This window comes from Micrococcus sp. 63XJN7_6_ISO-PGPR-S23-444 (assembly GCF_058072765.1).
Map to the genome: position 1 here is coordinate 434,853 of NZ_CM176516.1, position 23,676 is coordinate 458,528.

Annotated in this window: 18 protein-coding genes; 12 read left to right on the forward strand and 6 right to left on the reverse strand. The window is 73.6% G+C overall.

Features of this window, described 5'->3' with window-relative positions:
* Positions 1-44 precede the first annotated feature (44 nt).
* Positions 45-1,892, reverse strand: coding sequence for a glutaminase (locus AC3RJ9_RS02005; RefSeq protein WP_095353388.1), 1,848 nt, complete (start codon positions 1,890-1,892; stop codon positions 45-47).
* A 65-nt stretch (positions 1,893-1,957) separates the two neighbouring features.
* On the opposite strand from AC3RJ9_RS02005, the gene AC3RJ9_RS02010 reads away from it, so the two are divergent.
* The 5 genes from AC3RJ9_RS02010 to AC3RJ9_RS02030 all read left to right on the forward strand — a co-directional run bounded on the left by AC3RJ9_RS02010 (position 1,958) and on the right by AC3RJ9_RS02030 (position 9,225).
* Entirely contained in the window at positions 1,958-4,639 is a 2,682-nt protein-coding gene (locus tag AC3RJ9_RS02010; protein WP_480221902.1) for an ATP-dependent helicase C-terminal domain-containing protein, read from the forward strand.
* A gap of 86 nt (positions 4,640-4,725) precedes the next feature.
* Complete coding sequence (locus AC3RJ9_RS02015) at positions 4,726-6,030, forward strand: extracellular solute-binding protein (RefSeq protein WP_063188962.1); 1,305 nt, start codon at positions 4,726-4,728, stop codon at positions 6,028-6,030.
* Positions 6,027-6,998 carry a carbohydrate ABC transporter permease gene (locus AC3RJ9_RS02020; protein WP_041102962.1) on the forward strand — a complete coding sequence of 324 codons (972 nt, stop codon included), beginning with the start codon at positions 6,027-6,029 and terminating at the stop codon, positions 6,996-6,998. The genes AC3RJ9_RS02015 and AC3RJ9_RS02020 overlap by 4 nt, the downstream gene beginning before the upstream one ends.
* Positions 6,995-7,897, forward strand: a complete 903-nt coding sequence (locus tag AC3RJ9_RS02025) for a carbohydrate ABC transporter permease (protein WP_080695865.1) — start codon at positions 6,995-6,997, stop codon at positions 7,895-7,897. Before AC3RJ9_RS02020 ends, AC3RJ9_RS02025 begins: the two co-directional genes overlap by 4 nt.
* Positions 7,898-7,932: 35 nt before the next feature.
* Positions 7,933-9,225 (forward strand): ABC transporter ATP-binding protein, encoded by a 1,293-nt coding sequence (locus tag AC3RJ9_RS02030; protein ID WP_063188965.1) that lies wholly within the window; start codon positions 7,933-7,935, stop codon positions 9,223-9,225.
* A 27-nt stretch (positions 9,226-9,252) separates the two neighbouring features.
* Here AC3RJ9_RS02030 and AC3RJ9_RS02035 read toward each other — a convergent pair whose 3' ends face one another.
* From AC3RJ9_RS02035 to purU, 3 genes are read right to left on the reverse strand one after another with little or no spacing between them, the layout of a single operon-like run.
* Positions 9,253-10,257, reverse strand: coding sequence for a D-isomer specific 2-hydroxyacid dehydrogenase family protein (locus AC3RJ9_RS02035; RefSeq protein WP_063188967.1), 1,005 nt, complete (start codon positions 10,255-10,257; stop codon positions 9,253-9,255).
* Between the two features lie 24 nt (positions 10,258-10,281).
* A complete protein-coding gene (locus AC3RJ9_RS02040; RefSeq protein WP_036314590.1) occupies positions 10,282-10,803 on the reverse strand; it encodes a gamma carbonic anhydrase family protein in 522 nt (173 codons plus the stop codon).
* 55 nt (positions 10,804-10,858) lie between these two features.
* Positions 10,859-11,764, reverse strand: a complete 906-nt coding sequence (gene purU / locus AC3RJ9_RS02045; RefSeq protein WP_036314586.1) for a formyltetrahydrofolate deformylase — start codon at positions 11,762-11,764, stop codon at positions 10,859-10,861.
* A gap of 179 nt (positions 11,765-11,943) precedes the next feature.
* Between purU and AC3RJ9_RS02050 the strand changes: the two genes are divergently transcribed.
* Positions 11,944-13,494, forward strand: a complete 1,551-nt coding sequence (locus AC3RJ9_RS02050; RefSeq protein ID WP_119217522.1) for a hypothetical protein — start codon at positions 11,944-11,946, stop codon at positions 13,492-13,494.
* Between the two features lie 105 nt (positions 13,495-13,599).
* On the opposite strand, the gene AC3RJ9_RS02055 is transcribed toward AC3RJ9_RS02050, so the two are convergent.
* A complete protein-coding gene (locus AC3RJ9_RS02055) occupies positions 13,600-15,114 on the reverse strand; it encodes a catalase (protein ID WP_119217521.1) in 1,515 nt (504 codons plus the stop codon).
* A gap of 227 nt (positions 15,115-15,341) precedes the next feature.
* Between AC3RJ9_RS02055 and glyA the strand changes: the two genes are divergently transcribed.
* From glyA to AC3RJ9_RS02075, 4 genes are all read left to right on the forward strand, one after another.
* Positions 15,342-16,622, forward strand: coding sequence for a serine hydroxymethyltransferase (gene glyA / locus AC3RJ9_RS02060; RefSeq protein WP_010079361.1), 1,281 nt, complete (start codon positions 15,342-15,344; stop codon positions 16,620-16,622).
* A 7-nt stretch (positions 16,623-16,629) separates the two neighbouring features.
* Positions 16,630-17,541, forward strand: coding sequence for a bifunctional methylenetetrahydrofolate dehydrogenase/methenyltetrahydrofolate cyclohydrolase (locus AC3RJ9_RS02065; RefSeq protein ID WP_123244109.1), 912 nt, complete (start codon positions 16,630-16,632; stop codon positions 17,539-17,541).
* A gap of 129 nt (positions 17,542-17,670) precedes the next feature.
* Positions 17,671-18,657, forward strand: a complete 987-nt coding sequence (locus AC3RJ9_RS02070; protein ID WP_060974382.1) for an ABC transporter ATP-binding protein — start codon at positions 17,671-17,673, stop codon at positions 18,655-18,657.
* 3 nt (positions 18,658-18,660) lie between these two features.
* Complete coding sequence (locus tag AC3RJ9_RS02075) at positions 18,661-20,550, forward strand: ABC transporter permease (protein ID WP_123244110.1); 1,890 nt, start codon at positions 18,661-18,663, stop codon at positions 20,548-20,550.
* Between the two features lie 16 nt (positions 20,551-20,566).
* Here AC3RJ9_RS02075 and AC3RJ9_RS02080 read toward each other — a convergent pair whose 3' ends face one another.
* Positions 20,567-22,069 carry an MFS transporter gene (locus tag AC3RJ9_RS02080; protein WP_233569925.1) on the reverse strand — a complete coding sequence of 501 codons (1,503 nt, stop codon included), beginning with the start codon at positions 22,067-22,069 and terminating at the stop codon, positions 20,567-20,569.
* Positions 22,070-22,171: 102 nt separating this feature from the next.
* On the opposite strand from AC3RJ9_RS02080, the gene AC3RJ9_RS02085 reads away from it, so the two are divergent.
* Together AC3RJ9_RS02085 and AC3RJ9_RS02090 are read left to right on the forward strand one after the other, a co-directional pair.
* A complete protein-coding gene (locus AC3RJ9_RS02085) occupies positions 22,172-22,735 on the forward strand; it encodes a hypothetical protein (protein WP_123244111.1) in 564 nt (187 codons plus the stop codon).
* A complete protein-coding gene (locus tag AC3RJ9_RS02090; RefSeq protein ID WP_036381964.1) occupies positions 22,735-23,661 on the forward strand; it encodes an exodeoxyribonuclease III in 927 nt (308 codons plus the stop codon). Before AC3RJ9_RS02085 ends, AC3RJ9_RS02090 begins: the two co-directional genes overlap by 1 nt.
* The last annotated feature ends 15 nt before the right edge of the window (positions 23,662-23,676 follow it).

Genomic DNA, 23,676 nt, shown 5'->3' on the forward strand with positions numbered 1-23,676 from the left:
GGGGTGGGGGCAGCGTCCCACGGGGACGCTGCCCCCGCGGGTCGTCAGTCCTGCAGCGCGCCGGTCTCCCGGATGAGCTGGCCCAGCGCGGTGAACGCGTCGCGGGCCAGCGCCTCCCACAGGGCCAGGGCCAGCTGGGGGAAGCCCTCCTGGAGCGCGACCATCACCTGGGCGGTGAGGACTCGCGCCGTGACCGGCCCGCGCGCGCGGACGGTGGAGGGCTGGCGGCCGGGCTGGCCAAGGGCCATCTCGCCGAACGTCATCCCCGGGGTGAGCAGGGTGCGGCGCACGCGGCGGCTGCCCGTGCCCTGGCCCGAGAGCTCCACGGTGCCGGAGACGATCACGTAGATGCCGCCGAACGGCTGGCCGGCGCGGCGGATGATCTGGCCGTCCGAGTAGACCCGCTCGTCCATCATGGACTCGAGCAGACGCGCGTCGTCCGCGGAGAGGTGCTGCAGCAGGGGTGCCACGGCCGCCTCCTGGGCGTCCCGCGGCAGCAGGTGGGGGGCGTGCCGGGAGAGCAGCCGCTGCTCGGCCCACTGGGCGGCCCGCGAGCGGGAGTCGAAGAACACGAACTGCGCGCCCTCGGCAGCGGGGTCCACCCCCTCGGCCTCATCCTGCAGCGGCTCGGGCAGGTCCACCTCCACGGACTCCTCGACGGCCGCCATCAGCTCCTTCATCTCCGCGGCGTCCCGGTCCACGACGACGACGTCGAGCCCGTTGCCCAGCGCGCGGGCGAACCACTGGGCCACCAGCAGCCGGGCCGGACGGGAGATGGAGCTGACCGAGCGCATGTCCACCACGAGCGTCTCGAGGGCCTCCGGCAGACCGCGGCTGACGCGGGCGATCGCGTCCACCTGGCTGAAGCCGAGGTGACCGCCCAGCTCCATGACGTGCACGGTGTCCGCGAACCGCCCGAGCGCCTCGAGGACGACGGCGCTGCGCACCGTGCCCGAGGGGGCCTGGTCGATCCGGTAGTGGGTGCGCAGAGCCGCGCGCGGGGAACCGGTGACCACCGACGGGTGCAGCTCGAAGTCCTCGACGAGGGTCCGCAGGGCGGCCATCGCCGCGGCGCCGAGCCCGTTCTCGTCCGTCGTGTCCGACTGCAGCGCCAGACCGAGGTGGCCCGGCACCACCACGAGCACCGTGCCGCCGCGCGTGGACGCCCAGCCGGGCTGGCCGACGTCGTACGCCCACCGGGAGTCCCGGGTGTCCATGCCGCAGGAGTCCATCACGGAGAGCACACCGCGGACCGTCTCCTCGCTCAGCACACGGTCCCCGGTGACGGGGTGGACGCCACCGTGCGCGAGGGTGCCGGCGAGCAGGGCGAGGTCCTCCACGGTCACGGCGGCGGCACGCACCGTGGCGATGTCCTCGAGCAGCGTCTCGGGGTCGGCGTCCAGCGTGTCGAGGGACTTCATCAGCCAGGCAGCGGACCGGGTGTGGTGCTGGGCGCGGTTCTCCGCCCGTGCGGCCGACTCCGTGACGGTGACCTCGCGGTCGAACAGTGCGAAGAGCAGCTGCATCATGCGTGCGGTCCGGTCGCGGCCACCGCGGCCCTTCACCAGGGAGGCCGTGGCCACCGCGCCCGCGTTCTGCAGCGGGTTGTGCGGCAGGCCCGTGGCGGCGTCCACCTCGACCCGGTGGTCCAGGTCGCGCACGGGGGCGGCTCCCACGCGCTCGCCCACCCGCACCGCGCCGAGGTCCTCGAGGGCCTGCGCGTGGAACAGGGGAGAGGCGAGCGTGGCGAGCGGCACGGGCGTCATGGATCCGGAGACGTAACGGTGTCCGTCCACCATGAGCATCGCGACGCCCAGCCCGTCCGGGACCTCCCCCTCACCCGCGTGGGCCGACGTGAGGCGATCGAGGTGCTCCTGGACGGGTGTGGTCATGGGTCACAGCCTAGTCAGTGGGACGGTCCCGGGACAGCGCGACGGAGGCGGGCACAATGGACCCGATGCCCACCCCCGCCGATCCCGTCGCCGTCCCCACCGCCCTCGCCGCCGCCCTCGACCGCCTCGGTGCCGGGCTGACGTTCACCGCCGCCCTGCCCGACCTCGAGGCGGCGCTGGACGCGCGCGGGGCGGCCGTCGTCGAGGCGCCCCCGGGCACGGGCAAGACCACCGTGGTCCCGCCCGCGCTCGCGGTCCGGCTCGCGGACCACGGCGGCGGGCGCGTCCTGGTCACGCAGCCGCGGCGGGTCGCGGTGCGCGCGGCCTGGCGGCGGCTGCGCACGGCGGTGCTGGGCGCCGCGGCCGACGCGCAGCCCGGCGCCGGCCCCGACGCGCGGGCTCGGCTCGCGGACGCCGCCGTCGGCTACGCGGTGCGGGGTGATGCGGCCGGCGGCGGGGCCTCGGCCGTCGAGTTCGTGACCCCGGGCCTGCTGCTGCGCCGCCTCCTGGCCGACCCCGGGCTCGACGGCGTGGACGCGGTGGTCCTGGACGAGGTCCACGAGCGGGACCTGGACACAGACGTGCTCTTCGCGCTCCTCGCCGACCTGCGGCAGCTGCGTCCCGAGCTCGCGCTCGTGGCCATGTCCGCCACCGTGGACGCGGCGGCTCTGGCCACCCGCTGGGCCCGCGGCATGGGGGAGGAGGCGCCCCTGCCCGTGGCCTCCACCCCGGCCGTGCTGCACCCGCTGCGCGAGGAGCACGTCCCCTTCCGCGGCCACCGTCTCACCGCCGGGGGCCGCGTGGACCGGGCCTTCCTCGACCACGTCGCGGCCACGGCCGCGCGCGCCCACGCCGCGGCGCTCGACGCCGACCCGACCGTGGACGCCCTCGTCTTCCTGCCCGGCGTGGCCGAGGTCGAGGCGGTCGCGGGGCGCGTCGCCGCGCTCGCCCCGGACACCGAGGTCCGCGTCCTGCACGGCCGCCAGGAGCCCGCCGACCAGGACGCCGCGCTCGCCGGCCGCGCCGACCCCACCGTGCCGCGCGTCGTCGTCGCGACGGCGGTCGCCGAGTCCTCGCTGACCGTGCCGGGGGTGCGCCTCGTCATCGACGCGGGCCTGGCCCGCGAGCCGCGCCGGGACCGGGGGCGCGGCATGGCCGGGCTCGTCACCGTCCAGGCCTCGCGTGCCGCCGCCGGCCAGCGTGCGGGCCGCGCCGCCCGCCTCGGCCCCGGCACGGTGGTCCGCTGCCACACCGCCGCGGCCCTGGGCACCGCGCCCGCAGCCCCGACGCCGGCCCTCGCCGTCGTCGACCTCGCGCCGGTGGCCCTGGCGTTCGCGGCGTGGGGCGCCCCGGGCGGCCACGGGTTGACCCTGCCCGAGGACCCGCCGGCCGACGCGATGGCCGCCGCCGAGCGCACGCTCGCCTCCCTCGACGCGGTGGACGCGGACGGGCGCGTCACCCCGCACGGCGCCGTCCTGGCCGAGCTGCCCCTGGACCCGCCCCTCGGCCACGCCCTCCTGCGCGCGGCACCGTGGACGGGGCCCCGCCCCGCGGCCGAGGCGACGGCGGCCCTCGCCCTGGACCTGCGCGCCCCCGGGGCCGACCTCGAGGCGCTGGTCGCGGCCGTGCGGGACGGCCGGCACCCGGAGGCCGGGCGCTGGCGCCGGGAGGCGGACCGACTGGAACGACTCGCCCGTCGGCACGCACACCACGCCCCGGGCGAGCCCGGGCCCGAGGCGACGGCGACCGCGCGGCGCCACCCCGCCGGCCTCGTGGCCGCCCTGGCCTTCCCCGCGTGGATCGCCCGACGCGCGGGGGAGGCGGGCGCGTACCTGCTCACCTCCGGCACCCGCGCGGCCCTGCCCCGCGACGCCGCCGGCGGCGGCCTGGCGGGGCAGGAGTGGCTGGCCGTGGCCGAGGTCGCCCGCGTGGCCGGGGACGCGGCCGGCATGGGTGCCGCGATCCGCGCGGCCGCGCCGATCGACCGGCCGCTCGCCGAGCTCGCCGGCGCGGGCCTGCGGCGCACCGAGGACACCGCCGACTGGCGCGGGGACCGGCTCACCGGCCGACGCGTGGACCGGCTGGGCGCGCTCGTGCTGGCGGAGACGCCGGCCCGCGTCGCCCCCGACGCCGCCGCGCAGGCCGTGCGCGCCGCACTCGCCGCCGACGGCCTCGCCCGGTTCGACCCGAGCGGTCGAGCCGAACGCCTGCGCCGCCGGGTGCACCTGCTCCACCGCGTCCTCGGCGCCCCGTGGCCGGACCTCTCGGACGCGGCGCTGCCCGGCCTGGACGCGCTGGTCGACGGGCTCGCGGCCGACCTGGCCGCGGGGCGGCCCCTCGCGCGCCTGGACGCCGAGGCGCTGCTGCGCGGTGCCCTGCCGTGGCCGGAGGCGGGGCGGCTGGACGAGCTCGCCCCCGAGCGTCTGCCCGTGCCGAGCGGGCGCGCCGTCGTCGTGGACTATCCGGCCGTCCACGAGGACACCCCGCCCGTGGTCGCCGCCAAGCTGCAGGAGTTCTTCGGGGCGCGTGTCACCCCCGCTGTCGCGGACGGTCGTGAGCCGGTGGTCCTGCACCTGCTCTCCCCGGCAGGTCGCCCGCTCGCCGTGACCGCCGACCTGCCCTCCTTCTGGGCCGGCCCCTACGCGCAGGTCCGCGCTGAGAACCGGGGGCGCTACCCCAAGCACCCGTGGCCCGAGGATCCCGCCGCCGCGGAGCCGACCGCCCGGACGAACCGCCGCGCCCGCTGAGAAAGGGGTCCGCGAAACGTGCAGGAATCGCTGTGATGCGTGATGATGGCCGTCACATCCGACTCGCATCGATTGAGGTTCCACTTGTGAGACACGACACGCGGGCACGTCAACGGCGCCGGGCCACGCTGGCCGGCGCCGTCGCCGCGGGCGCGCTGATCCTGGCCGGGTGTGCTCCGGCCGAGCAGACGCCCACCCTGACCTGGTACACCAACCCCGACGACGGCGGGCAGGCGAAGATCGCCGCCCAGTGCACCGACGCCGCGAACGGCCGGTACAGAGTCGAGACGTCCATGCTTCCGACGGACGCCGCCTCCCAGCGCGAGCAGCTGACCCGCCGCCTCGCCGCGGGCGACACGTCGATGGACATCATGTCCCTCGACCCGCCGTTCGTCCCCGAGCTCGCCGAGCCCGGCTTCCTGGCCCCCGTGCCGGAGGAGATGCAGGCGTACGCGAAGGACAACGCCCTGGAGGGCGCGCTCGCGGCCGCCAGCTGGAAGGACGAGCTCGTCACGGTCCCGTTCTGGGCCAACACGCAGCTGCTCTGGTACCGCAAGTCGGTCGCCGAGGCCGCGGGGCTGGACATGTCCCAGCCCGTCACGTGGGACCAGCTGATCGAGGCCGCCCGCAGCCAGGACAAGGACCTGGCCGTCCAGGGCGCCCGTGCGGAGTCCATGACCGTGTGGCTCAACGCGCTCATCGAGGGCGGCGGGGAGCAGATCGTCCCCAACGCCGAGGCGCCCACGGACGAGGTCACCACGAACCTCGACTCCGAGGCCGGCCGCACGGCCGCCCGGATCATCTCCACGATCGGCAAGGAGGGTCTCGGCAGCGCCGGCCTGCCGACGCAGGACGAGAACGCCTCCATGCTGCTCTTCCAGGGCAAGAACGGCTCGTTCATGGTCAACTGGCCGTTCGTCTGGCCGGCCACCCTCGGCTCCGTGGAGGAGGGCTCGCTGCCGGAGGACCTGCCCGAGGACATCGGCTGGGCCGTCTACCCCCGCACCGTCGAGGGCGAGGACGCCGCGCCGCCCGTGGGCGGCATCAACCTGGGGGTGGGCGCGAAGTCCGAGCACCAGGACCTCGCCTGGGACGCGATCTCCTGCATCACCACCACCGAGCACCAGAGCCAGTACTTCGTCGAGAACGGCAACCCGCCCGCCGACCCGGCGGCCTACGACGCCCCCGAGGTCGCCGAGAAGTACCCCATGGCGGACACCATCCGGGAGTCCCTCGAACTCGGCGCCCCGCGGCCGCAGACCCCGTACTACAACGAGGTCTCCACCGCGATCCAGCAGCGCTACGCGCCGCCGTCGGGCGTCTCCGAGTCCACCCCGGCCGAGACCGACGACTTCATCCAGGAAGTCCTGAGAGGGGAGCGTCTGCTGTGAGCCACGTCGACACCGCACCCGCCGCATCCACCCCGCGCGCCGCCGAGGGTCGTCGCCCCCGCCGGGTGAAGTCCCAGCGCGCGAAGTCCGAGGCGCGTCTCGGCTGGCTCCTGGCCGGCCCCGCGTTCTTCGTGATGCTGTTCGTGGTCCTGTACCCGATCCTGCAGGCCCTCTACGACTCGCTGTTCAAGTACCGGCTCACCGCGCCGGGCGACCGCGAGTTCGTGGGCCTGGGCAACTACGGCGTGATCCTCACGGACCCCGTGTTCTGGAAGGGCCTCGGGGTGACCCTGCTGATCACCGTGGTGACCGTGGTGGTCGAGCTCATCCTCGGCTTCCTGCTGGCCCTGGCCATGCACCACGCCATCAAGCAGACCCGCGGCCTGATCCGCACGATCATCCTGGTGCCGTACGGCATCATCACCGTGGTCTCCGCGTTCGCGTGGTTCTACATGTTCTCGATCGACTCGGGCTACATCAACGCCTGGTTCGAGTGGCTGCCGGGCGTCGACGCGGACCTGAACTGGTTCGCGCAGGGCAGCACCGCGCTGTTCGTGATCATGCTCTCCGAGATCTGGAAGACCACCCCGTTCATCTCCCTGCTCCTGCTGGCCGGCCTGGCCCAGGTGCCGGGCGACCTCACCGAGGCCGCCTCCGTCGACGGCGCCTCGTGGTGGCAGCGGATGAAGCTGGTCATCCTGCCGAACATGAAGGCCTCGATCATGGTGGCCGTCCTGTTCCGCGCGATGGACGCGTTCCGCATCTTCGACTCCATCTACATCATGACCAACGGCGCCTACGGCACCGAGGTCCTCTCGCTGCTGGCCTACCGCACGTCCATCGGCCGGCTCGAGATCGGCATGGGTTCGGCGGTCTCCGTGATCCTGTTCCTGTGCGTGGCCCTCATGGCGGTCATCGCCGTCAAGGGCTTCAAGGTGGACCTGGCCGACCGAGGAGGTTCCAAGTGAGCACCGCCGCATCCGCTCCCGCCCCCGAGGGCCGCGCGCCTGAGGGCCGCGCGCCCCACCGTCGCGGCACCGGAAAGGCCACCGCACTGTGGTGGATCCTCACCGTCGTGATCGGCGTGTGGTGCCTCTTCCCGCTGTTCTCGATCTTCGCGACCAGCTTCAAGACGCCCGCCGACCTCGCCAACGGCAAGCTGCTGCCCACCCAGTGGTCCACCGTGAACTACGAGGAGATCTTCGTGGGCGGCTCGCGCGAGCTGTTCCTCACGGCGCTGCGCAACTCGATCGGCATCACCGTGATCGCCACGATCATCGCCGTCATCCTGGCCACGCTGTGCGCCTACGCGATCGCCCGCCTGGACTTCCCGGGCAAGCGGATCGTGCTCACGGTGTCCCTGATGGTCTCGATGTTCCCCGTCATCTCCCTGGTGACGCCGCTGTTCAACATGTGGCGCACCCTCGGGCTGTACGACACGTGGCTCGGCCTGATCATCCCCTACCTGTCCCTGACCCTGCCGATCTCCATCTGGACCCTGGCCGCGTTCTTCCGCCAGATCCCGTGGGAGCTCGACCAGGCCGCGCAGGTGGACGGCGCCACCCCGCTCGAGGCGTTCCGCAAGGTGATCGTCCCGCTGGCCGCCCCCGGCGTCTTCACGACGGCGATCATCGCCTTCTTCATCGCCTGGAACGACTTCGTGTTCGGCATCTCCCTGACCTCCACCGAGACCGCGCGCACCGTGCCCGCCGCCCTGGCCTTCTTCACCGGCGCCTCGCAGTTCGAGTCGCCGACCGGGGCCATCTCGGCGGCCGCGATCATCGTGACCATCCCGATCGTGATCCTGGTGCTGGCGTTCCAGCGTCAGATCGTGGCCGGCCTGACCAACGGCGCGGTGAAGGGCTGAGGCCCGCACACGAGACCTCCCGAAAGGACCCCCCGATGGCCTCCATCACCCTGAACCACATCGACAAGACCTACGACGACGGCTTCCACGCCATCAAGGACGTGAACCTGGAGATCGAGGACGGCGAGTTCGTCATCCTCGTGGGCCCCTCCGGCTCCGGCAAGTCCACGCTGCTGCGCATGATCGTGGGCCTCGAGGACATCACCGACGGCGAGATGCTGATCGACGGCCGCCGCGTGAACGAGGCGGCCCCCAAGGACCGCAACCTCGCGATGGTGTTCCAGAACTACGCGCTGTACCCGCACCTGACGGTGTACGAGAACATCGCCTTCCCGCTGCGGCTGATCAAGGACAACAAGCCCTCCGAGGAGGAGATCGACCGCAAGGTGCGCGACGCCGCCCGCGTGCTCGAGCTCGAGGACCACCTCGAGCGCAAGCCCGGCAACCTCTCCGGCGGCCAGCGTCAGCGCGTGGCCATGGGCCGGGCGATCGTGCGCGAGGCGGACGCGTTCCTCTTCGACGAGCCGCTGTCCAACCTGGACGCCAAGCTGCGTGGGCAGATGCGCGCGGAGATCTCGCAGCTGCAGCGCCGCCTGGCCACCACCTCCGTCTACGTGACGCACGACCAGACCGAGGCCATGACCCTGGGCGACCGGGTGGCCGTGCTCAAGAAGGGCGAGCTGCAGCAGGTGGCCAGCCCGCGCGAGCTCTACGAGCAGCCGCTCAACCTGTTCGTGGCCGGCTTCATCGGCTCGCCGTCGATGAACTTCCTGCCCGCCTCGCTGAAGCAGAAGGAGGGCGGCCACGTGCTGTCCTCGCCGATCGGTGACATCCCGGTGCCGCCCGAGAAGGCCCGCGCCGCCGAGGGGCGGGACATCGTGTTCCTCGGCCTGCGGCCGGAGTTCTTCGAGGACGCCGAGCTGGTGGAGGACAGCCGCCGCGACCAGGGCTCCACCTTCGACGCGACGCTCACGCACCTGGAGTGGCTCGGCCACGAGCAGTACGGCTACATCGAGTTCGATCCGGACCCGGCCGTGGCCGAGATGCTCTCCTCGCTGGCCAAGGACCTGGACGCGGACGAGCTGCGCCCCGTCGTCGTGGCCACCCTCTCCGGCGAGTCCCGCGCCCGGCCGGGCACGCCGACCCGCCTGTGGGTGGACACCACCCGCGTGCACCTGTTCGACCCGACCACCGGTGAGAACCTCACCCGCGACCCCGAGGTCGGCGCGGAGCTGACCCGCCGGGCCGCCGAGGAGCGCCGCCGCCAGATCGAGATGGCCACCGAGCGCGATGCCGCCGAACGCGAGGCGGACGCGCCGCGCCGCTGAGCCGGCACCGCGGACGCCGGGGGCGGGTCAGTACCCGCCCTCGGCGTCCACCAGGCCCTCCAGCTCCGTCCCGGCCGCGCGGGCCCGCAGGTTCCGCTCGACCCGCGCGTGGAGCAGCGGGACGCACATCTCCGGGGTGTCCGCCGTGTGCGGCGTGATGAGCGCACGCTCCTCCGTCCAGAGCGGGTGGCCCTCCGGCAGCGGCTCGGGGTCGGTGACGTCCGTGCCGTAGCCGTGCAGCCGGCCCGCCGCGAGGGCCTCGACGACGGCGTCCGTGTCCACCAGCGTCCCGCGGGCGATGTTCACGAGCACGGCGTCCTCGTCCAGGAGGGCGAGGCGGTCGGCGTCGAACAGGCCGCGGGTCTCGTCCGTGGCGGCCGCGGCGATCATCACGACCTGCGCACCGGGCAGGACCTCGTCGAGGCGGTCGGTCGTGACGGTGCGGTCCGCGCCGGGCACGTCTCCCGCGCGTCGGCGGACCGCGGTGACGTGCACGTCCCAGGTCTTGAGCAGGCGGATGTACTCCTGTGCGATCCCGCCGCCGCCCACGACCACGGCGTTCAGGCCGTTCAGGGTGCGGCCGGAGGAGGGGCCCCACGTGGTGGCGCGGACGCGCGCGGGCAGGTCCCGCAGCAGGGCCAGGGTGAGCAGCAGCGCGTGTTCGGCCACCGGCGGCGCGTACGTGTCCTTGGCGGACGTCCACACGAGGTCCGGGCGGCTGCGCACGAGGGGGACAAACGGCTCGATCCCGGCGAACGGGAGCTGCACCCAGCTCACCCGGGGGTGGGCGGCCAGGGCCGCAGCGAGCGCATCGACCGGGATCGGGCGGACCATCAGCAGGGCCGTGGCGGAGGTGTCGCCCTCGGCCACGGCGGCGCCGCCGACGTCGGCCACGGCCTGCTCGGCCAGCCGACGGGCGTGGGCGTAGGGGGTGCCGGCGACGTCCTGCGCCGCGGGGAGGATGAGCAGACGCTCGGGGACGTCGTCGGGTCGGGTGCGGGGGAGAGTGGAAGTGGTGGGCATGGTGCCCACCGTCCCACATCCTCCGGGCCTGGTTCAGCCGGCGACGGCGTCCCGGTGCGCGGCGGACAGCCGCAGGTAGGTGGCCGCGTTCTTCTTGAGGCCCTCCCGCTCCTCGTCCGTGAGGGGGCGGCGGACCTTCGCGGGGACGCCCGCCACGAGCGAGCCGGCCGGGACCTGCGTCCCCTCGAGCACCAGGGCGCCGGCGGCCACGAGCGAACCGGCGCCGATGACCGCGCCGTTCATCACCGTGGCGGACATGCCGATCAGGCAGTCGTCCTCCACGGTGGCCCCGTGCACCACGGCGGAGTGGCCCACGGAGACACCGGCGCCCAGGGTGCACGGGAAGCCCTCGTCCGCGTGCAGCACCACGTTGTCCTGCAGGTTGGTGCCCGCCCCGACGCGGATGGGGGCGGAGTCACCGCGGGCGGAGACGCCGTAGAAGGCCGAGGAGCGCTCGGCCATCTCGACGTCGCCGGTGATCGCGGCGGTCGGGGCGAGGAAGACGGACTCGTGGATGCGCGGGGTGGCACCCGCGACGGTGATGATGTGGGCCATGCCACCAGCCTAGGCGGGCAGGACGACGGCGCCGCGTGGCGCCGTCGTCCCGGGCTCAGCTGAAGACGACGGTCCGCCGGCCGTCCGCGAGGACGCGGTGCTGGGCGTGCCAGCGCACGGCCTGCGCGAGCGTGGAGCCCTCGACGTCGCGGCCGCGGGCCACGAAGTCGGCGGCGGTCTGGGCGTGGGTCACCGGCTGCACGGACTGCGCGATGATCGGGCCCTCGTCCAGGTCGGCGGTCACGTAGTGGGCGGTGGCGCCGATGAGCTTCACGCCGCGTTCGTGCGCCTGGTGGTAGGGGCGGGCGCCCTTGAAGGAGGGCAGGAACGAGTGGTGGATGTTGATGGCCATCCCGGCCAGGTCCCGGCACAGCTCGTCCGAGAGGATCTGCATGTAGCGGGCCAGGACCACCAGCTCGATGTCGAACTGGGCGATCAGATCGCGCAGCCGGTCCTCCGCGGCCTCCTTGGAGTCCCGGCTCGAGGGGTCCTTCGAGACGGGCACGTGGATGAAGGGCACGCCGTAGAAGGAGGCGAGCGGCTGCAGGTCCAGGTGGTTCGAGACCACCACGGGGATCTCGATGGGCAGGGTGCCGGCGCGCTGCTGGAAGAGCAGGTCGTTGAGGGTGTGCCCGTCCTTGGAGCACATCACGAGGGTGCGCATGCGCTGCGCCGCGTCCCACAGGCCCATGCGCATGCCGAACTCCTCGCGCACCGGCGCGAGCGCCTGCTCGATGTCCTCCCGCGTGGCCGGGGTCACGAACTCCACGCGCATGAAGAAGTCGCCGGTGTCCGGGGAGTCGTACTGCTGCGACTCGGTGATGTCCGCCTCCACGCCCAGCAGGGCGCCCGTCACGGCGTGCACGATGCCCTTGCGGTTCGTGCAGGCCAGCGTGAGCACGCGGGCGTGCTCCGCGCCGGAGGCGGGGGAGGGGCTGGGGGAGAGGGCTGCCGTGTCCATGGCGTCGATGGTAGGCGGTGCCGGCCGCGCGGAACCGCGGGATGACGGGGCTGATCCCTGGTCGGGGGGCCGGGCCCCGTGTCATCCTCAAGACCAGGTTCCCCGCCGCGCGGCGGCGCGGGAAGCACGACGCGGCGCCCGGCCCGGCCGGTCGCCCCAGACGACCGAGGAGCACCCCCATGCCACAGTCCACCCTCTACTGGATCATCGCGGCGATCATCGTCGTGCTGCTGATCCTGATCATCCTCTCGGTGATCGCCTCCCGCCGTCGTCGTGAGGCCGAGGCCGAGGCGGCCGAGACCCGGCTCGAGCGCCGGGGCGTCAGCGCGGACACCGCGGGTGAGCAGGCGGCCGCCGCCGCGGCCGCCCCCGCGGCCCCGACCCGCCTCTCCCGCCTGGACGAGGTGGCGGCCGAGAAGGACGCTCGCCCCGCGGCCGCGGTGAAGCCCGCCGGGGGTCCGGCTGCGTCCGACACCGCCGCGGCGGACCGCGAGACCGACGAGTCCGTCGCCGGCGTGGCCGGCGGTGCCGGGGTGACCGTGGACCAGCACGACGCCCCGAGCGCCGACGCCGCCGCTCAGATCCACCGCCGCGACGCCGCGGCTCCGGCCACCCGGGGCACTCTGCGCCCCGCTCCGGCGGCGCCGAGCACGGCGCGCGAGGCGGACACCGTGGGCCTGGGCGCGGCCGGTGTGGCCGGCGGCTCCGGCGTCACCCTGGACGAGCAGACGCCCGCGGCGGACGTCCCGGCGACCCCGGCCTCCCCGTCCCCGGTGACCGAGACCCCCGCCCCGGCGGCACCGGCCGCCGAGGCTCCGCAGCACAGGAGCCACCTCACCCCGGCTCCCGAGCACGTGCACGGGACCGTCCCCGCCGCCGAGGTCGCCACCGAGCACACCCCCACCAAGGAGTTCGCCACGGACGCGATCCCCGTCCCGCAGGGCGAGCACCTCGAGACGCACACGGTCGCCACCACCGCGCACGGCTCGGTCACCGTCGTGGCCGCCGAGTTGGACCAGGCCCAGCAGGCCGGCGCCGCCGGGGCGGATCGCTCGGCCGCCGGGGCCCTGCGCATCGACGGCACGCCCGGGGTGCCCGGGCGCGTGGCCGAGGCGGACCGCGAGCCGGCGCGTACCGAGGACCATCGCGTGGACGCCGCGCAGCCGGCGGCGGTCGAGCCCGCAGCCGAGCGCCCTTCCCTCGAGGCCGCCCCGGCCACCCGCCGGGCCGAGGCCCCGGAGACCCACGCCGGCACCACGCCGGCCACGCCCCTGGGCGGCGCCCCGGAGCTGGATCCGACCGCGGCCTCGTCCGGCCGTGCGGAGGACGCCACTCCGGCGACCCGCCGCGAGGCCCGCGCCGCCCAGTCGGCGGCAGCCGCCGGGACTGCCGGGACCGCCGCGCCGACGTCGTCGACGCCCACGACCGTGGCCCCAGACACCTCCACCTCCTCCGCCCCCACGGATGAGGAGCCCGCCGAGGACGACACCGAGGGCGCCGCCCTCCCGGACCTGCGGGCGGACCGCGACGAGACCCGAGTCTCGGACGCCGAGGGTGAGTCGAAGCTGGCCCAGGTCGGCGCCGTGGCGGCCTCCGCGTTCGAGACCGTGCGTGACAAGGTCGCCGTCCCGCTGCGGGACAACGTGGCCGTGCCCGCCAAGGACACGGTCGTGAAGGTGGTCAAGGACAAGCTGTCCCAGGCGCAGGAGCGCCGCTGGGGCAAGCGCTGACCGGAACAACCGCCCCACGACGACGGCGGCCGCCCCCTCGTGTGAGGGAGCGGCCGCCGCGCGTTCAGCGGAGCCCGCGCGGGCGCCCGCCGGGGGAAGGAGCCGTCAGATGCGGGCCTCGCCGCCGGCCTCGACGCCCGGGATGCCGTCGCCCTCGTGGCGCTTGACCTCGTCCTCGATGCGCTGGCCGATCGTGGCGTCCACGTTCTTCCAGTACTCGAAGGCGCGGGCCTGGACGTCCTGGCGGACGCCCTTCAGCGCGCCGGCCACGGTCTCCACGAAGTCCTCGCGCTCCTGGGCCGAGAAGACCTCGCGGACGAGGGTGCCGGCCTGGCCGAAGTCGTCGTCGTCCGCGCGCAGGGCCTGGGCCTCGCGGGTCAGGGTGCCGTCGGCCTCCCAGCCGTCGTCCACCGGGCCGGTCTCGTCCGACCAGGAGTCGCCGTTGGAGTTCGGCGCGTAGGTGGAGCGGTCGCCGGTGTGGTCGTACCACATCTGGCCGTCGAAGGCGTAGTTGTGCACCGCGTTCTTGGGACGGTTCACCGGCAGCTGGTTCACGTGGGCGCCCACGCGGTACAGCTGGGCGTCGTGGTACGCGAAGGCGCGGCCCAGGAGCATGCGGTCCGGGGAGAGGCCGATGCCCGGCACGGTGTTGCTCGGGCTGAACGCGGCGGACTCGATCTGCGCGAAGTGGTTCTCCGGGTTGCGGTTCAGGGTCAGCGTGCCGACCTTGATGCGCGGGTAGTCCTTCTTGGAGATCGTCTTCGTCAGGTCGAAGGGGTTGAACCGGTAGGTCTTGCCCTCCTCGTAGGGGATCGCCTGGATGTAGAGGTCCCACTTGGGGTGGTCGCCCTTGGCGATGGACTCGAACAGGTCCTGGCGGTGGAAGTCGGCGTTCTCGCCGGCGATCTTGGTGGCCTCGTCGTTCGAGAGGCTGTGCACGCCCTGCTGGGAGATGAAGTGGTACTTCACCCAGTGCTTCTCGCCCTGGGCGTTGACCCACAGGTAGGTGTGGGAGCCGTAGCCGTTCATCTCACGCCAGGTGCGGGGCAGGCCGCGCGGGCCCATCAGGTAGGTCACCTGGTGCGCCGACTCGGGGTTGTTGGTCCAGAAGTCCCACTGCATGGTGGCATCGCGCAGGCCGGAGTCCGGCAGACGCTTCTGCGAGCGGATGAAGTGGGTGAACTTCATCGGGTCGCGCAGGAAGAAGATCGGGGTGTTGTTGCCGACGATGTCGTAGTTGCCCTCCTCGCTGTAGAAGCGCAGCGCGAAGCCGCGCACGTCGCGCCAGGTGTCCGGGGAGCCGAGCTCGCCGGCCACGGTGGAGAAGCGCAGGAGGGTCTCGGTCTTCGTGCCCGGCTGGAACACGAGGGCCTTGGTGTACTTCGACACGTCCTCGGTCACCTCGAACTCGCCGAAGGCGCCGGAGCCCTTGGCGTGCGGGCGGCGCTCCGGGATGTTCATGCGGTTGAAGTGCTGGTGGGTCTCCAGCAGGTGGGTGTCGTGCAGGACGATGGGCCCCTCGCTGCCCACGGTCAGGGACTGGCGGTCGCTGACGGCCGGGGCGCCGTTCTGGCGGGTGGAACCGGTCGCGTGCGGGGTCTTCTTCTGGTACTCCGTCATGGAACTCTCCTTCGTCGATCGACGTCGGCCGCGCACCGATCGGCGCGGTGGGCGGCGTCACCCCCGATCTTGGCATATTTCTGAATCAGTCAAAAGAACCGGGTGCCGGGGTCGGTCGCCGGGGCCGCGGGCCGCCGTCGCGCAGGCCCGACGACGGCGCCTGGTCACTAGGATGGAGGGCACCGGAGCCTTCCGGCCGCACAGACCCCCGTTCGAAGGGAACCCCCGTGACGCAGACGCCCGACATCAACACCCAGCCCCTCGCCGAGGTGGACCCGGAGATCGCCGCGGCGCTCGCGGACGAGCTCGGCCGCCAGCGGGGCACGCTCGAGATGATCGCCTCGGAGAACTTCGTGCCGCGCGCCATCCTCGAGACGCAGGGCTCGGTGCTGACCAACAAGTACGCGGAGGGCTACCCGGGCCGCCGCTACTACGGCGGCTGCGAGTTCGTGGACGTGGCCGAGAACCTGGCCATCCAGCGCGCCAAGGACCTGTTCGGCGCCGAGCACGCCAACGTCCAGCCGCACGCCGGCGCCCAGGCCAACGTGGCCGTGATGACCTCGCTGCTGGACCACGGGGACACGATGATGGGCCTGTCCCTGGCGCACGGCGGCCACCTGACGCACGGCATGAAGCTGAACTTCTCCGGCAAGAACTACAGCATCGCCGCGTACGAGGTGGAGCCGGACACCCACCGCATCGACATGGACAAGGTGCGCGAGAAGGCCCTCGAGGCCCGGCCGAAGGTGATCGTGGCCGGCTGGTCCGCCTACCCCCGTCAGCTCGACTTCGCCGCCTTCCGCTCGATCGCGGACGAGGTCGGCGCCCGGCTCTGGGTGGACATGGCCCACTTCGCCGGCCTCGTGGCCGCCGGCCTGCACCCGAACCCGGTGCCGCACGCCGACGTCGTCTCCTCCACCGTGCACAAGACCCTCGCCGGCCCCCGTTCGGGCTTCATCCTCTCCACCGAGGAGCTGAAGAAGAAGATCGACTCCGCCGTGTTCCCGGGCCAGCAGGGCGGCCCGCTGATGCACGCGATCGCGGGCAAGGCCGTGGCCTTCAAGATCGCCGGCTCCGCGGACTTCAAGGAGAAGCAGGAGCGCACCCTGGCCGGCGCGCAGATCCTGGCCGAGCGTCTGACCGCCCCGGACATGGCCGAGCACGGCATCTCGGTGCTCACCGGCGGCACGGACGTGCACCTGGTCCTGGTGGACCTGCGCGAGTCCCAGCTGGACGGCAGGCAGGGCGAGGACATCCTGCACGAGGTCGGCATCACGGTGAACCGCAACTCGGTGCCGTGGGACCCGCGTCCGCCGATGACCACCTCCGGCCTGCGCATCGGCACCCCCGCGCTGGCCTCCCGCGGCTTCGGCGAGGCCGAGTTCCGCGAGGTGTCCGACGTCATCGCCGAGGCGCTGAAGCCGAGCCCGGACGTGGAGGCGCTGCGCGCCCGCGTCGTGAAGCTCACCGAGGACTTCCCGCTGTACGACGGCCTCGAGGGCTGGTGAGCCGCCGATGACCGCGAAGGTCCTGGACGGCAAGGCCACCGCCGCCGCGATCAAGGAGGAGCTGCGCGGCCGCGTGGCCGCCCTCGCCGAGCGTGGGCGCACCCCCGGCCTCGGCACCCTGCTCGTGGGTGAGGACGCCGGCTCGCAGAAGTACGTGGCGGGCAAGCACCGCGACTGCGCCGAGGTGGGCATCGAGTCCATCCAGCGTGAGCTGCCCGCGGACGCGACGGAGGAGCAGATCCTCGACGTCGTGCGCGAGCTGAACGAGGACCCGGCCTGCACGGGCTACATCGTCCAGCTGCCGCTGCCGAAGCACGTGGACACCCAGAAGGTGCTCGAGGCCATCGACCCGGACAAGGACGCGGACGGCCTGCACCCCATGAACCTGGGGCGGCTCGTGGCCTCGGTCGGCGGCGAGCTGGACTCGCCGCTGCCGTGCACCCCGGCCGGCTGCGTCGAGCTGCTGCGCCACCACGGTGTGGGGCTGGCCGGCAAGCACGTGCTCGTGATCGGCCGCGGCGTGACCATCGGCCGGCCCGCCGGCCTCGTGTTCACCCGCCGCGAGGTCAACGCCACCGTGACCCTGGCCCACACCGGCACCACGAACCTCGACGAGCTGCTGGCGAGCGCCGACGTCGTGATCGCCGCCGCCGGCTCCGCCCACATGGTGAAGCCGGAGCAGGTCAAGGAGGGCGTGATCGTCCTGGACGTGGGCGTCTCCCGCGTGACCGGGGAGGACGGGACGTCGCGCGTCCTGGGCGACGTGGACCCGGCCGTGAAGGAGAAGGCGGCCTGGATGGCGCCGAACCCGGGCGGCGTCGGGCCGATGACCCGCGTCATGCTGCTGGCGAACGTCGTCGAGGCCGCCGAGCGTGCCGCCGACGGCGAGGACTGGGCCGGGGAGCGGGCCGGAGCCTGACCTCTCCCACTCCCGCGACCAACCCTGCGATATGGCCCCCATCCACCCCGGATGGGGGCCATATCGCAGGGTTCGTCGCCGAGGGGGCGGCGCGCGTCCGGGCGGGTGGTGCGCCTATGCTGTCGCCTTGTGAGTCACACCACTCTGCACGCGTCCCCCGGCGGCGCCTCCGTCATCCGTGCCCGTGGGCTGCGCAAGCAGTACGGCGAGTTCCACGCTGTGAAGGGCATCGACCTGGACGTGCGCCCCGGGGAGTGCTTCGGCCTGCTCGGCCCCAACGGCGCGGGCAAGTCCACCACCATGCGCATGCTCGCGGGCACCTCGCAGCGCACCGCGGGCGAGCTGACCATCCTGGGCATCGACCCGGAGGAGGACGGGCCGGCCGTCCGTGCGCGCCTGGGCGTGGTGCCGCAGCAGGACAACCTGGACGAGGAGCTCACCGCCCGGGAGAACATCCTGATCTACGGCCGCTACTTCGGCCTGCCCTACTCGTACCTGCGGCCCAAGGCCGAGGAGCTGCTGGCCTTCGCCCAGCTCACCGAGAAGGCGGACGCCAAGGTCACCGACCTCTCCGGCGGCATGAAGCGCCGGCTCGTGATCGCCCGCGCCCTGGTCAACGAGCCGGCCCTCTTCCTCCTCGACGAGCCCACCACGGGCCTGGACCCGCAGGCCCGCCACATCCTGTGGGACCGCCTCTACCGGCTCAAGGAACGCGGCACCACGCTGCTGCTGACCACGCACCACATGGACGAGGCGGAGCAGCTGTGCGACCGGCTCGTCGTGGTCGACGGCGGCGAGATCATGGCCGCCGGCACCCCCGCCGAGCTCATCCGCGAGCACGCCTCCCGTGAGGTCCTTGAGGCGCGCTTCGGCGCGGACCGCAACGAGGCCGCGGCCCGCACCGTCCAGGCCCACGCGGGTGACGGCGTCGTGCACCGCGTCGAGGTCCTCCCGGACCGCGTCCTCGTCTACGCCCGACGCGCGGACGACCTGCACGACGTCGTGCAGCGCCTCGTCGACGAGGGCGCCCTGCCCGCCCCCGCCACCACGCTGACCCGCCGGGCGAGCCTCGAGGACGTGTTCCTCATCCTCACCGGCCGCACCCTGGTGGACTGACCCGTGCCGTCCCCCATCACGACGACGGCCCCCGGCCCCGCCACGCCCGCCGAGCCGCTGCGCCCGCCGGTCACCGCGGCGGCGTCCGCGGAGCGTGTGAGGCGCCGCGGCGTCCTGCTCTACGCCGAACACCAGCTGCGGAACATGCGTCGCTACGGCGCGGTGCTGCTCGTCGGGGCGCTCGGCGAGCCCGTGCTCTACCTGCTGGCCATGGGCCTGGGCCTGGCCCAGCTCATGGGCGGGGGGATGCCGCAGGACGCCCTGGGCGGGGTCTCCTACGTCGCGTTCATCGCCCCGGCGCTGCTGGCCTCGGGCGCGCTGATGACCGCGTCCGTCGAGTTCTCCTACCCGGTGATGGGCGGGTTCCAGTGGCAGCGCACGTACTACGCGGCGCAGGCCACTCCGCTGTCTCCGGCGCAGATCGCCCTGGGCCACCTCGCGGCCGTGAGCCTGCGGTTCGTGTTCCAGGCCGCCGTGTTCCTGCTGGTGATGCTGGCGTTCGGCGTGGTCTCGAGCCCGTGGGCGTGGGTGCAGGTCCTCACCGCCACGCTCGGCGGGCTCGCCGTCGGCGCGCCGATCATGGCGTTCGCGGCCTCCCTGAAGGAGGACAAGGGCCAGTTCGCCACCCTGCAGCGGCTCGTGGTCATGCCCCTGTTCCTGTTCTCCGCCACCTTCTACCCGCTCGAGGCGCTGCCGGTGTGGCTGCGCTGGATCGGCTGGCTCTCCCCGCAGTGGCATGCCGCCCAGCTCGGCCGCGTGCTCTCCTACGGGATGGTCGAGCCGGCCTGGCTCACCGTGGTGCACGTGGCGTTCCTGCTGGCCCTCGCGCTCGGCGGGGCCTGGCTCGCGGTGCGGATCTACACGCGCCGCCTCGGCTGGGTCCGCGGCACCCCGGACCGCGACGCCGTCACGGCCGCCCGTCGCGACCGTGCCCCGCGCCTGGGCCGCCGTGCCCCGCGCCTGGGCCGCCGTGCCCCGCGCACCGGGGCCGCCCGCGCCGACGTCACACCCGCCGCCGCGCAGGCGGAGCCTGCCGCGCCGTCGTCGTCGGTGGTGCGGGAACACGCCGTCGCCGTGCCGCCCCTGCCCGAGATCCCCGTGCGCCGCGGCCCGCTGGCCGGCGCGTACTCGGGCAACGTGCGCGCGGTGATGGAGCGGGCGTTCCTGTCCCTGAAGTCCAACAACTGGGTGGTGTTCTTCTCCGGCTTCTTCGAGCCCGTGCTCTACCTGGCCTCCATGGGGCTGGGGCTCGGCGCGCTGGTCGGCGACGTGGCCGGCCCGGACGGCACCCCCGTCCCGTACGGCATGTACCTCGCCCCCGCACTGCTGGCGGTCTCGGCGATGAACGGCGCCATCTACGACTCCACGTGGAACGTGTTCTTCAAGCTGCGCTACGCGAAGACGTACCAGACCATGCTCTCCACGCGGCTGGGCCCGCTGGACGTGGCGCTCGGGGAGATCGCGATGGCGCTGCTGCGCGGGCTGATCTACGCGGTCGGCTTCCTGATCGTCATGACCGTGGCCGGGCTCGTCACCTCGTGGACGGCGCTGCTCATGATCCCCGGCGCCCTGCTCGTGGCGCTGGGCTTCGCCTCCCTCGGCATGGCGGTGACGAGCTGGATGAAGACGTTCCAGCACATGGACTGGGTCCAGATCGTGCTGATGCCCATGTTCCTGTTCTCGGCCACGTTCTTCCCGCTCGCGGTCTACCCGGAGCCGATCCAGTGGGTGATCCGCGTGTTCCCGCTGTGGCACGCCGTGGAGATGATGCGCGCCCTCGCGGTGGGCGTGCTGAGCTGGGCGACCGCCGGCCACGTCCTCTACTTCGTGGTGATGGCCGGCGTCGGGGTGTGGCTCGCCGCCCGCCGGCTCGGCGCGCTGTTCCTGCGCTGAGGCCCCCGCGGGCCGGTCAGGCCGCGCGCGCGGCGCGGCGCCGCCGGACCACGTCCAGGGCCGCGACCGCGGCGGTGAGCGCCCAGCACACGGCCACCATGCCCATGGCGGTCGAGGCCGCGTGCGCGTACGCCGCGGCCGACGGCGGACCGGCGCTCTCGGCTGCGGCGCCGGCCAGGGCCGCGAAGAACGCGCCCGTCACCACGGACAGGCCCAGGGCGGTGCCGAGACGCTGCGCCGTCTGGGCGACGCCGCCGGCCGCCCCCGCCTCGTGGCCGGCGACGTCGTCCATCATCAGCACCTGCGTGCTGGTGAGCAGCAGGGCCTGCGAGGCCGACTGCACGATCAGCCCCACCCCCACGATCCACGGCGACCACGCGCCGGCCGCGCTGCGCTCGAACGCGAGCGCGAGCACCCCCAGCGACACGAGGCCCACCAGAGCGCCGAGCAGCACGAGCACGGGCCCCCGCCGCTGCACCATCGAACCCACCCACGGGGACAGGGAGGCCACGACGACGGCGCCGGGCAGACCCACGAGGCCGGCCTCGAGCGGCGTGAACCCCATGCCGCGCTGCAGGAAGATCGCCACGATCGCGAACACCGCCGGCATGGTGGCCAGGTAGATGGTGGACTCGAGCGCGCCGATCGTGAAGGACGGCCGCCGGAACAGGGCCGGGTCCACCATGGGCTGCACGCCGGTGGCCGACGCCCGGGCCTTCACGCGCTTCTCCCACAGCCACCACGCCGTCACGAGCGCGGCGGCGAGGACCAGCAGCCAGGCGGTGCCCGGGACGATGAACGGCACCATGAGGCTCACCCCGCCGGCGCCGAGCAGCAGGGCGCCCACCGGATCGAGCGCGGCGATCCCGCGTGGTCCGGGGGCGGGGGGCAGGCCGTGCACGCGGGTGGGCGGCGGCAGCCAGAGGGCGCCCATCGCGACGGCGGCCAGGCCCACGGGCACGTTCATGAGGAACGTGGAGCGCCAGCCCCACTCGGGGCCGAACGCGCCGAGGAACAGCCCGCCGAGCAGGGGCCCCACGGCCACGCCGAGGCCCACCACGGTGCCGAAGAGCCCGTAGGCCCGCCCGCGGGCGCGGCCGTGGAAGTTCGACTGGATGAACCCGATGACCTGGGGGTTGAACACGCCCGCGCCCAGGCCCGTGAGCAGGCGCCCGGCATTGAGCAGCAGAGTGTCCCCGGCCAAGCCGGAGAGCAGGGAGCCGAGCATGTACAGCGTGATGCCCGCCAGGAACAGGTTCTTGCGCCCCCACAGGTCGCCGGCGCGGCCCGCGGCCACGAGCACGGTGCCGAACGTCAGCGTGTACCCCGCCAGCACCCACTGCAGATCCGCGCTCGTGGCGTCCAGGCCCGACTCGATGGCCGGCAGCGCCACGTTCACCACGGACACGCTCATCAGCGCGAGGAAGAGCGGCATGAGCAGTGCGATGAGGATGCGGCGCTGGTCAGGGGTGAAGGCCCCGGACACGGGGTCGGCGGGGTGTGGGGGCCGGGGGGTCATCGCCTCAGGATAGGCGCCGACGCGGGCCGTCCGATTCGGAGCGCACCCCACGATGCGGGATGATGGAGGGCAGACCCCACGAGCCCCTCCGGAGGAGCACCCATGTCCCAGTCCCTGACCCCCGGTCCCGACGGCGCGCGCCGCGGCCCCCGCGCCGGCCTGCGCGTGGGATCGCTCGGCTTCGTTGCGATGATCGTCATCCTGATCGTGGCGATCATCTTCGCCGCGAACCAGAACGACGTGATCGGGTGGCTCGTGGTCGCCGTCGCCGCCGGCTGGCTCGTGTTCGCGGTGGTCGTGTACCTGCAGATGCGCCGCGGCGTCCAGGCCGCGGGCCGCAAGGTGGACACCGCCATGCAGAACGCCCGCGCCGACGTCGCCGCCCTGCGCGGCCGGGACACCGACGCCGCAGCCCCCGCGGTGGCCCCGCAGGCCCCGGCCGCGGACCCCCTGCGGGACACCAAGCTGGACCACTCGTTCAAGATCGCCCAGGTGCAGGTGCGCGTGGTGCGCGAGCAGCTCGCCGCGGGCGAGGGCATGGACCGCGAGATGGTGGACCGCGCCCTGGAGACCATCGACATCACGGCCTCCAACGCCCGCGACATGATCAAGGAGTCCCGGGCCGGCGGCGCCGAGGGCCCGGTGAGCGGGACGGTGATCGGCTGATGACGGCGCTGCCCGAGAAGGACCCCGTCACCGGGAAGTACCCCGAGCCCGCCGAGGGCGAGCCCGTGGTGCACGCCCACGCCGGGGCGCCCAAGGCCGACGGCGCCGTGCGCGTGGCCACCGTGAACGTCAACGGCATCCGCGCCTCGCACCGCAAGGGCATGCGCGAGTGGTTCGCCGGCCGCGGCGTGGACGTGCTCACCCTCCAGGAGGTGCGCGCCCCCGCGGACGTCACGGCGCAGCTGGTCCGCGAGATCGTGGGCGAGGACTGGGACGAGGTGCACCTGGCGGACGCCGTGGCCGCCGCCAAGGGGCGGGCCGGCGTCGCGATCGCCTCGCGGTTCCCGCTCGGCGAGGTCCGCACCGGCATCGCCGACGCCGACGGATACTTCGACGACGCCGGCCGCTGGATCGAGGCCGACCTGCGCCTGCCGGACGGCTCGCCGCTGACCGTGGTCTCCGCGTACGTGCACTCGGGCGAGGTCGACACCCCGAAGCAGGTGGACAAGTACCGGTTCCTCGACGAGATGGCCCGCCGCCTCTCCGAGCTGGCCGCGGGGGAGGGGCATGCCCTCGTCACGGGCGACCTCAACGTGGGCCACACCGAGCTGGACATCAAGAACTGGAAGGGCAACGTGAAGAAGGCCGGCTTCCTGCCCGAGGAGCGCGCCTACTTCGACCGGTTCTTCGGCGAGCTCGGCTTCACGGACGTGCACCGAGCCCTCGCCGGGCCGGTGCCGGGCCCGTACACGTGGTGGTCCATGCGCGGCAAGGCCTTCGACAACGACGCCGGATGGCGCATCGACTACCACATGGCGACCGCGGGCCTGGCCGAGCGGGCGACGACCGCCGTCGTGGACCGCGCCCCCAGCTGGGGCACCCGCTTCTCCGACCACGCCCCGCTCGTGGTCGACTACCAGTTCTGACCGTGCAGGAGAGAC

Bases quoted from the DNA above. Each gene is read 5' to 3' on its own strand.
- AC3RJ9_RS02050 (WP_119217522.1), top strand. From the start codon at position 11,944: ATGCCACAGTCCACCCTCTACTGGATCATCGCGGCGATCATCGTCGTG.
- AC3RJ9_RS02065 (WP_123244109.1), top strand. From the start codon at position 16,630: ATGACCGCGAAGGTCCTGGACGGCAAGGCCACCGCCGCCGCGATCAAG.
- AC3RJ9_RS02090 (WP_036381964.1), top strand. From the start codon at position 22,735: ATGACGGCGCTGCCCGAGAAGGACCCCGTCACCGGGAAGTACCCCGAG.
- purU (WP_036314586.1), bottom strand. From the start codon at position 11,764: ATGGACACGGCAGCCCTCTCCCCCAGCCCCTCCCCCGCCTCCGGCGCG.
- AC3RJ9_RS02005 (WP_095353388.1), bottom strand. From the start codon at position 1,892: ATGACCACACCCGTCCAGGAGCACCTCGATCGCCTCACGTCGGCCCAC.
- AC3RJ9_RS02085 (WP_123244111.1), top strand. From the start codon at position 22,172: ATGTCCCAGTCCCTGACCCCCGGTCCCGACGGCGCGCGCCGCGGCCCC.
- AC3RJ9_RS02080 (WP_233569925.1), bottom strand. From the start codon at position 22,069: ATGACCCCCCGGCCCCCACACCCCGCCGACCCCGTGTCCGGGGCCTTC.
- AC3RJ9_RS02030 (WP_063188965.1), top strand. From the start codon at position 7,933: ATGGCCTCCATCACCCTGAACCACATCGACAAGACCTACGACGACGGC.
- AC3RJ9_RS02010 (WP_480221902.1), top strand. From the start codon at position 1,958: ATGCCCACCCCCGCCGATCCCGTCGCCGTCCCCACCGCCCTCGCCGCC.
- AC3RJ9_RS02055 (WP_119217521.1), bottom strand. From the start codon at position 15,114: ATGACGGAGTACCAGAAGAAGACCCCGCACGCGACCGGTTCCACCCGC.
- AC3RJ9_RS02040 (WP_036314590.1), bottom strand. From the start codon at position 10,803: ATGGCCCACATCATCACCGTCGCGGGTGCCACCCCGCGCATCCACGAG.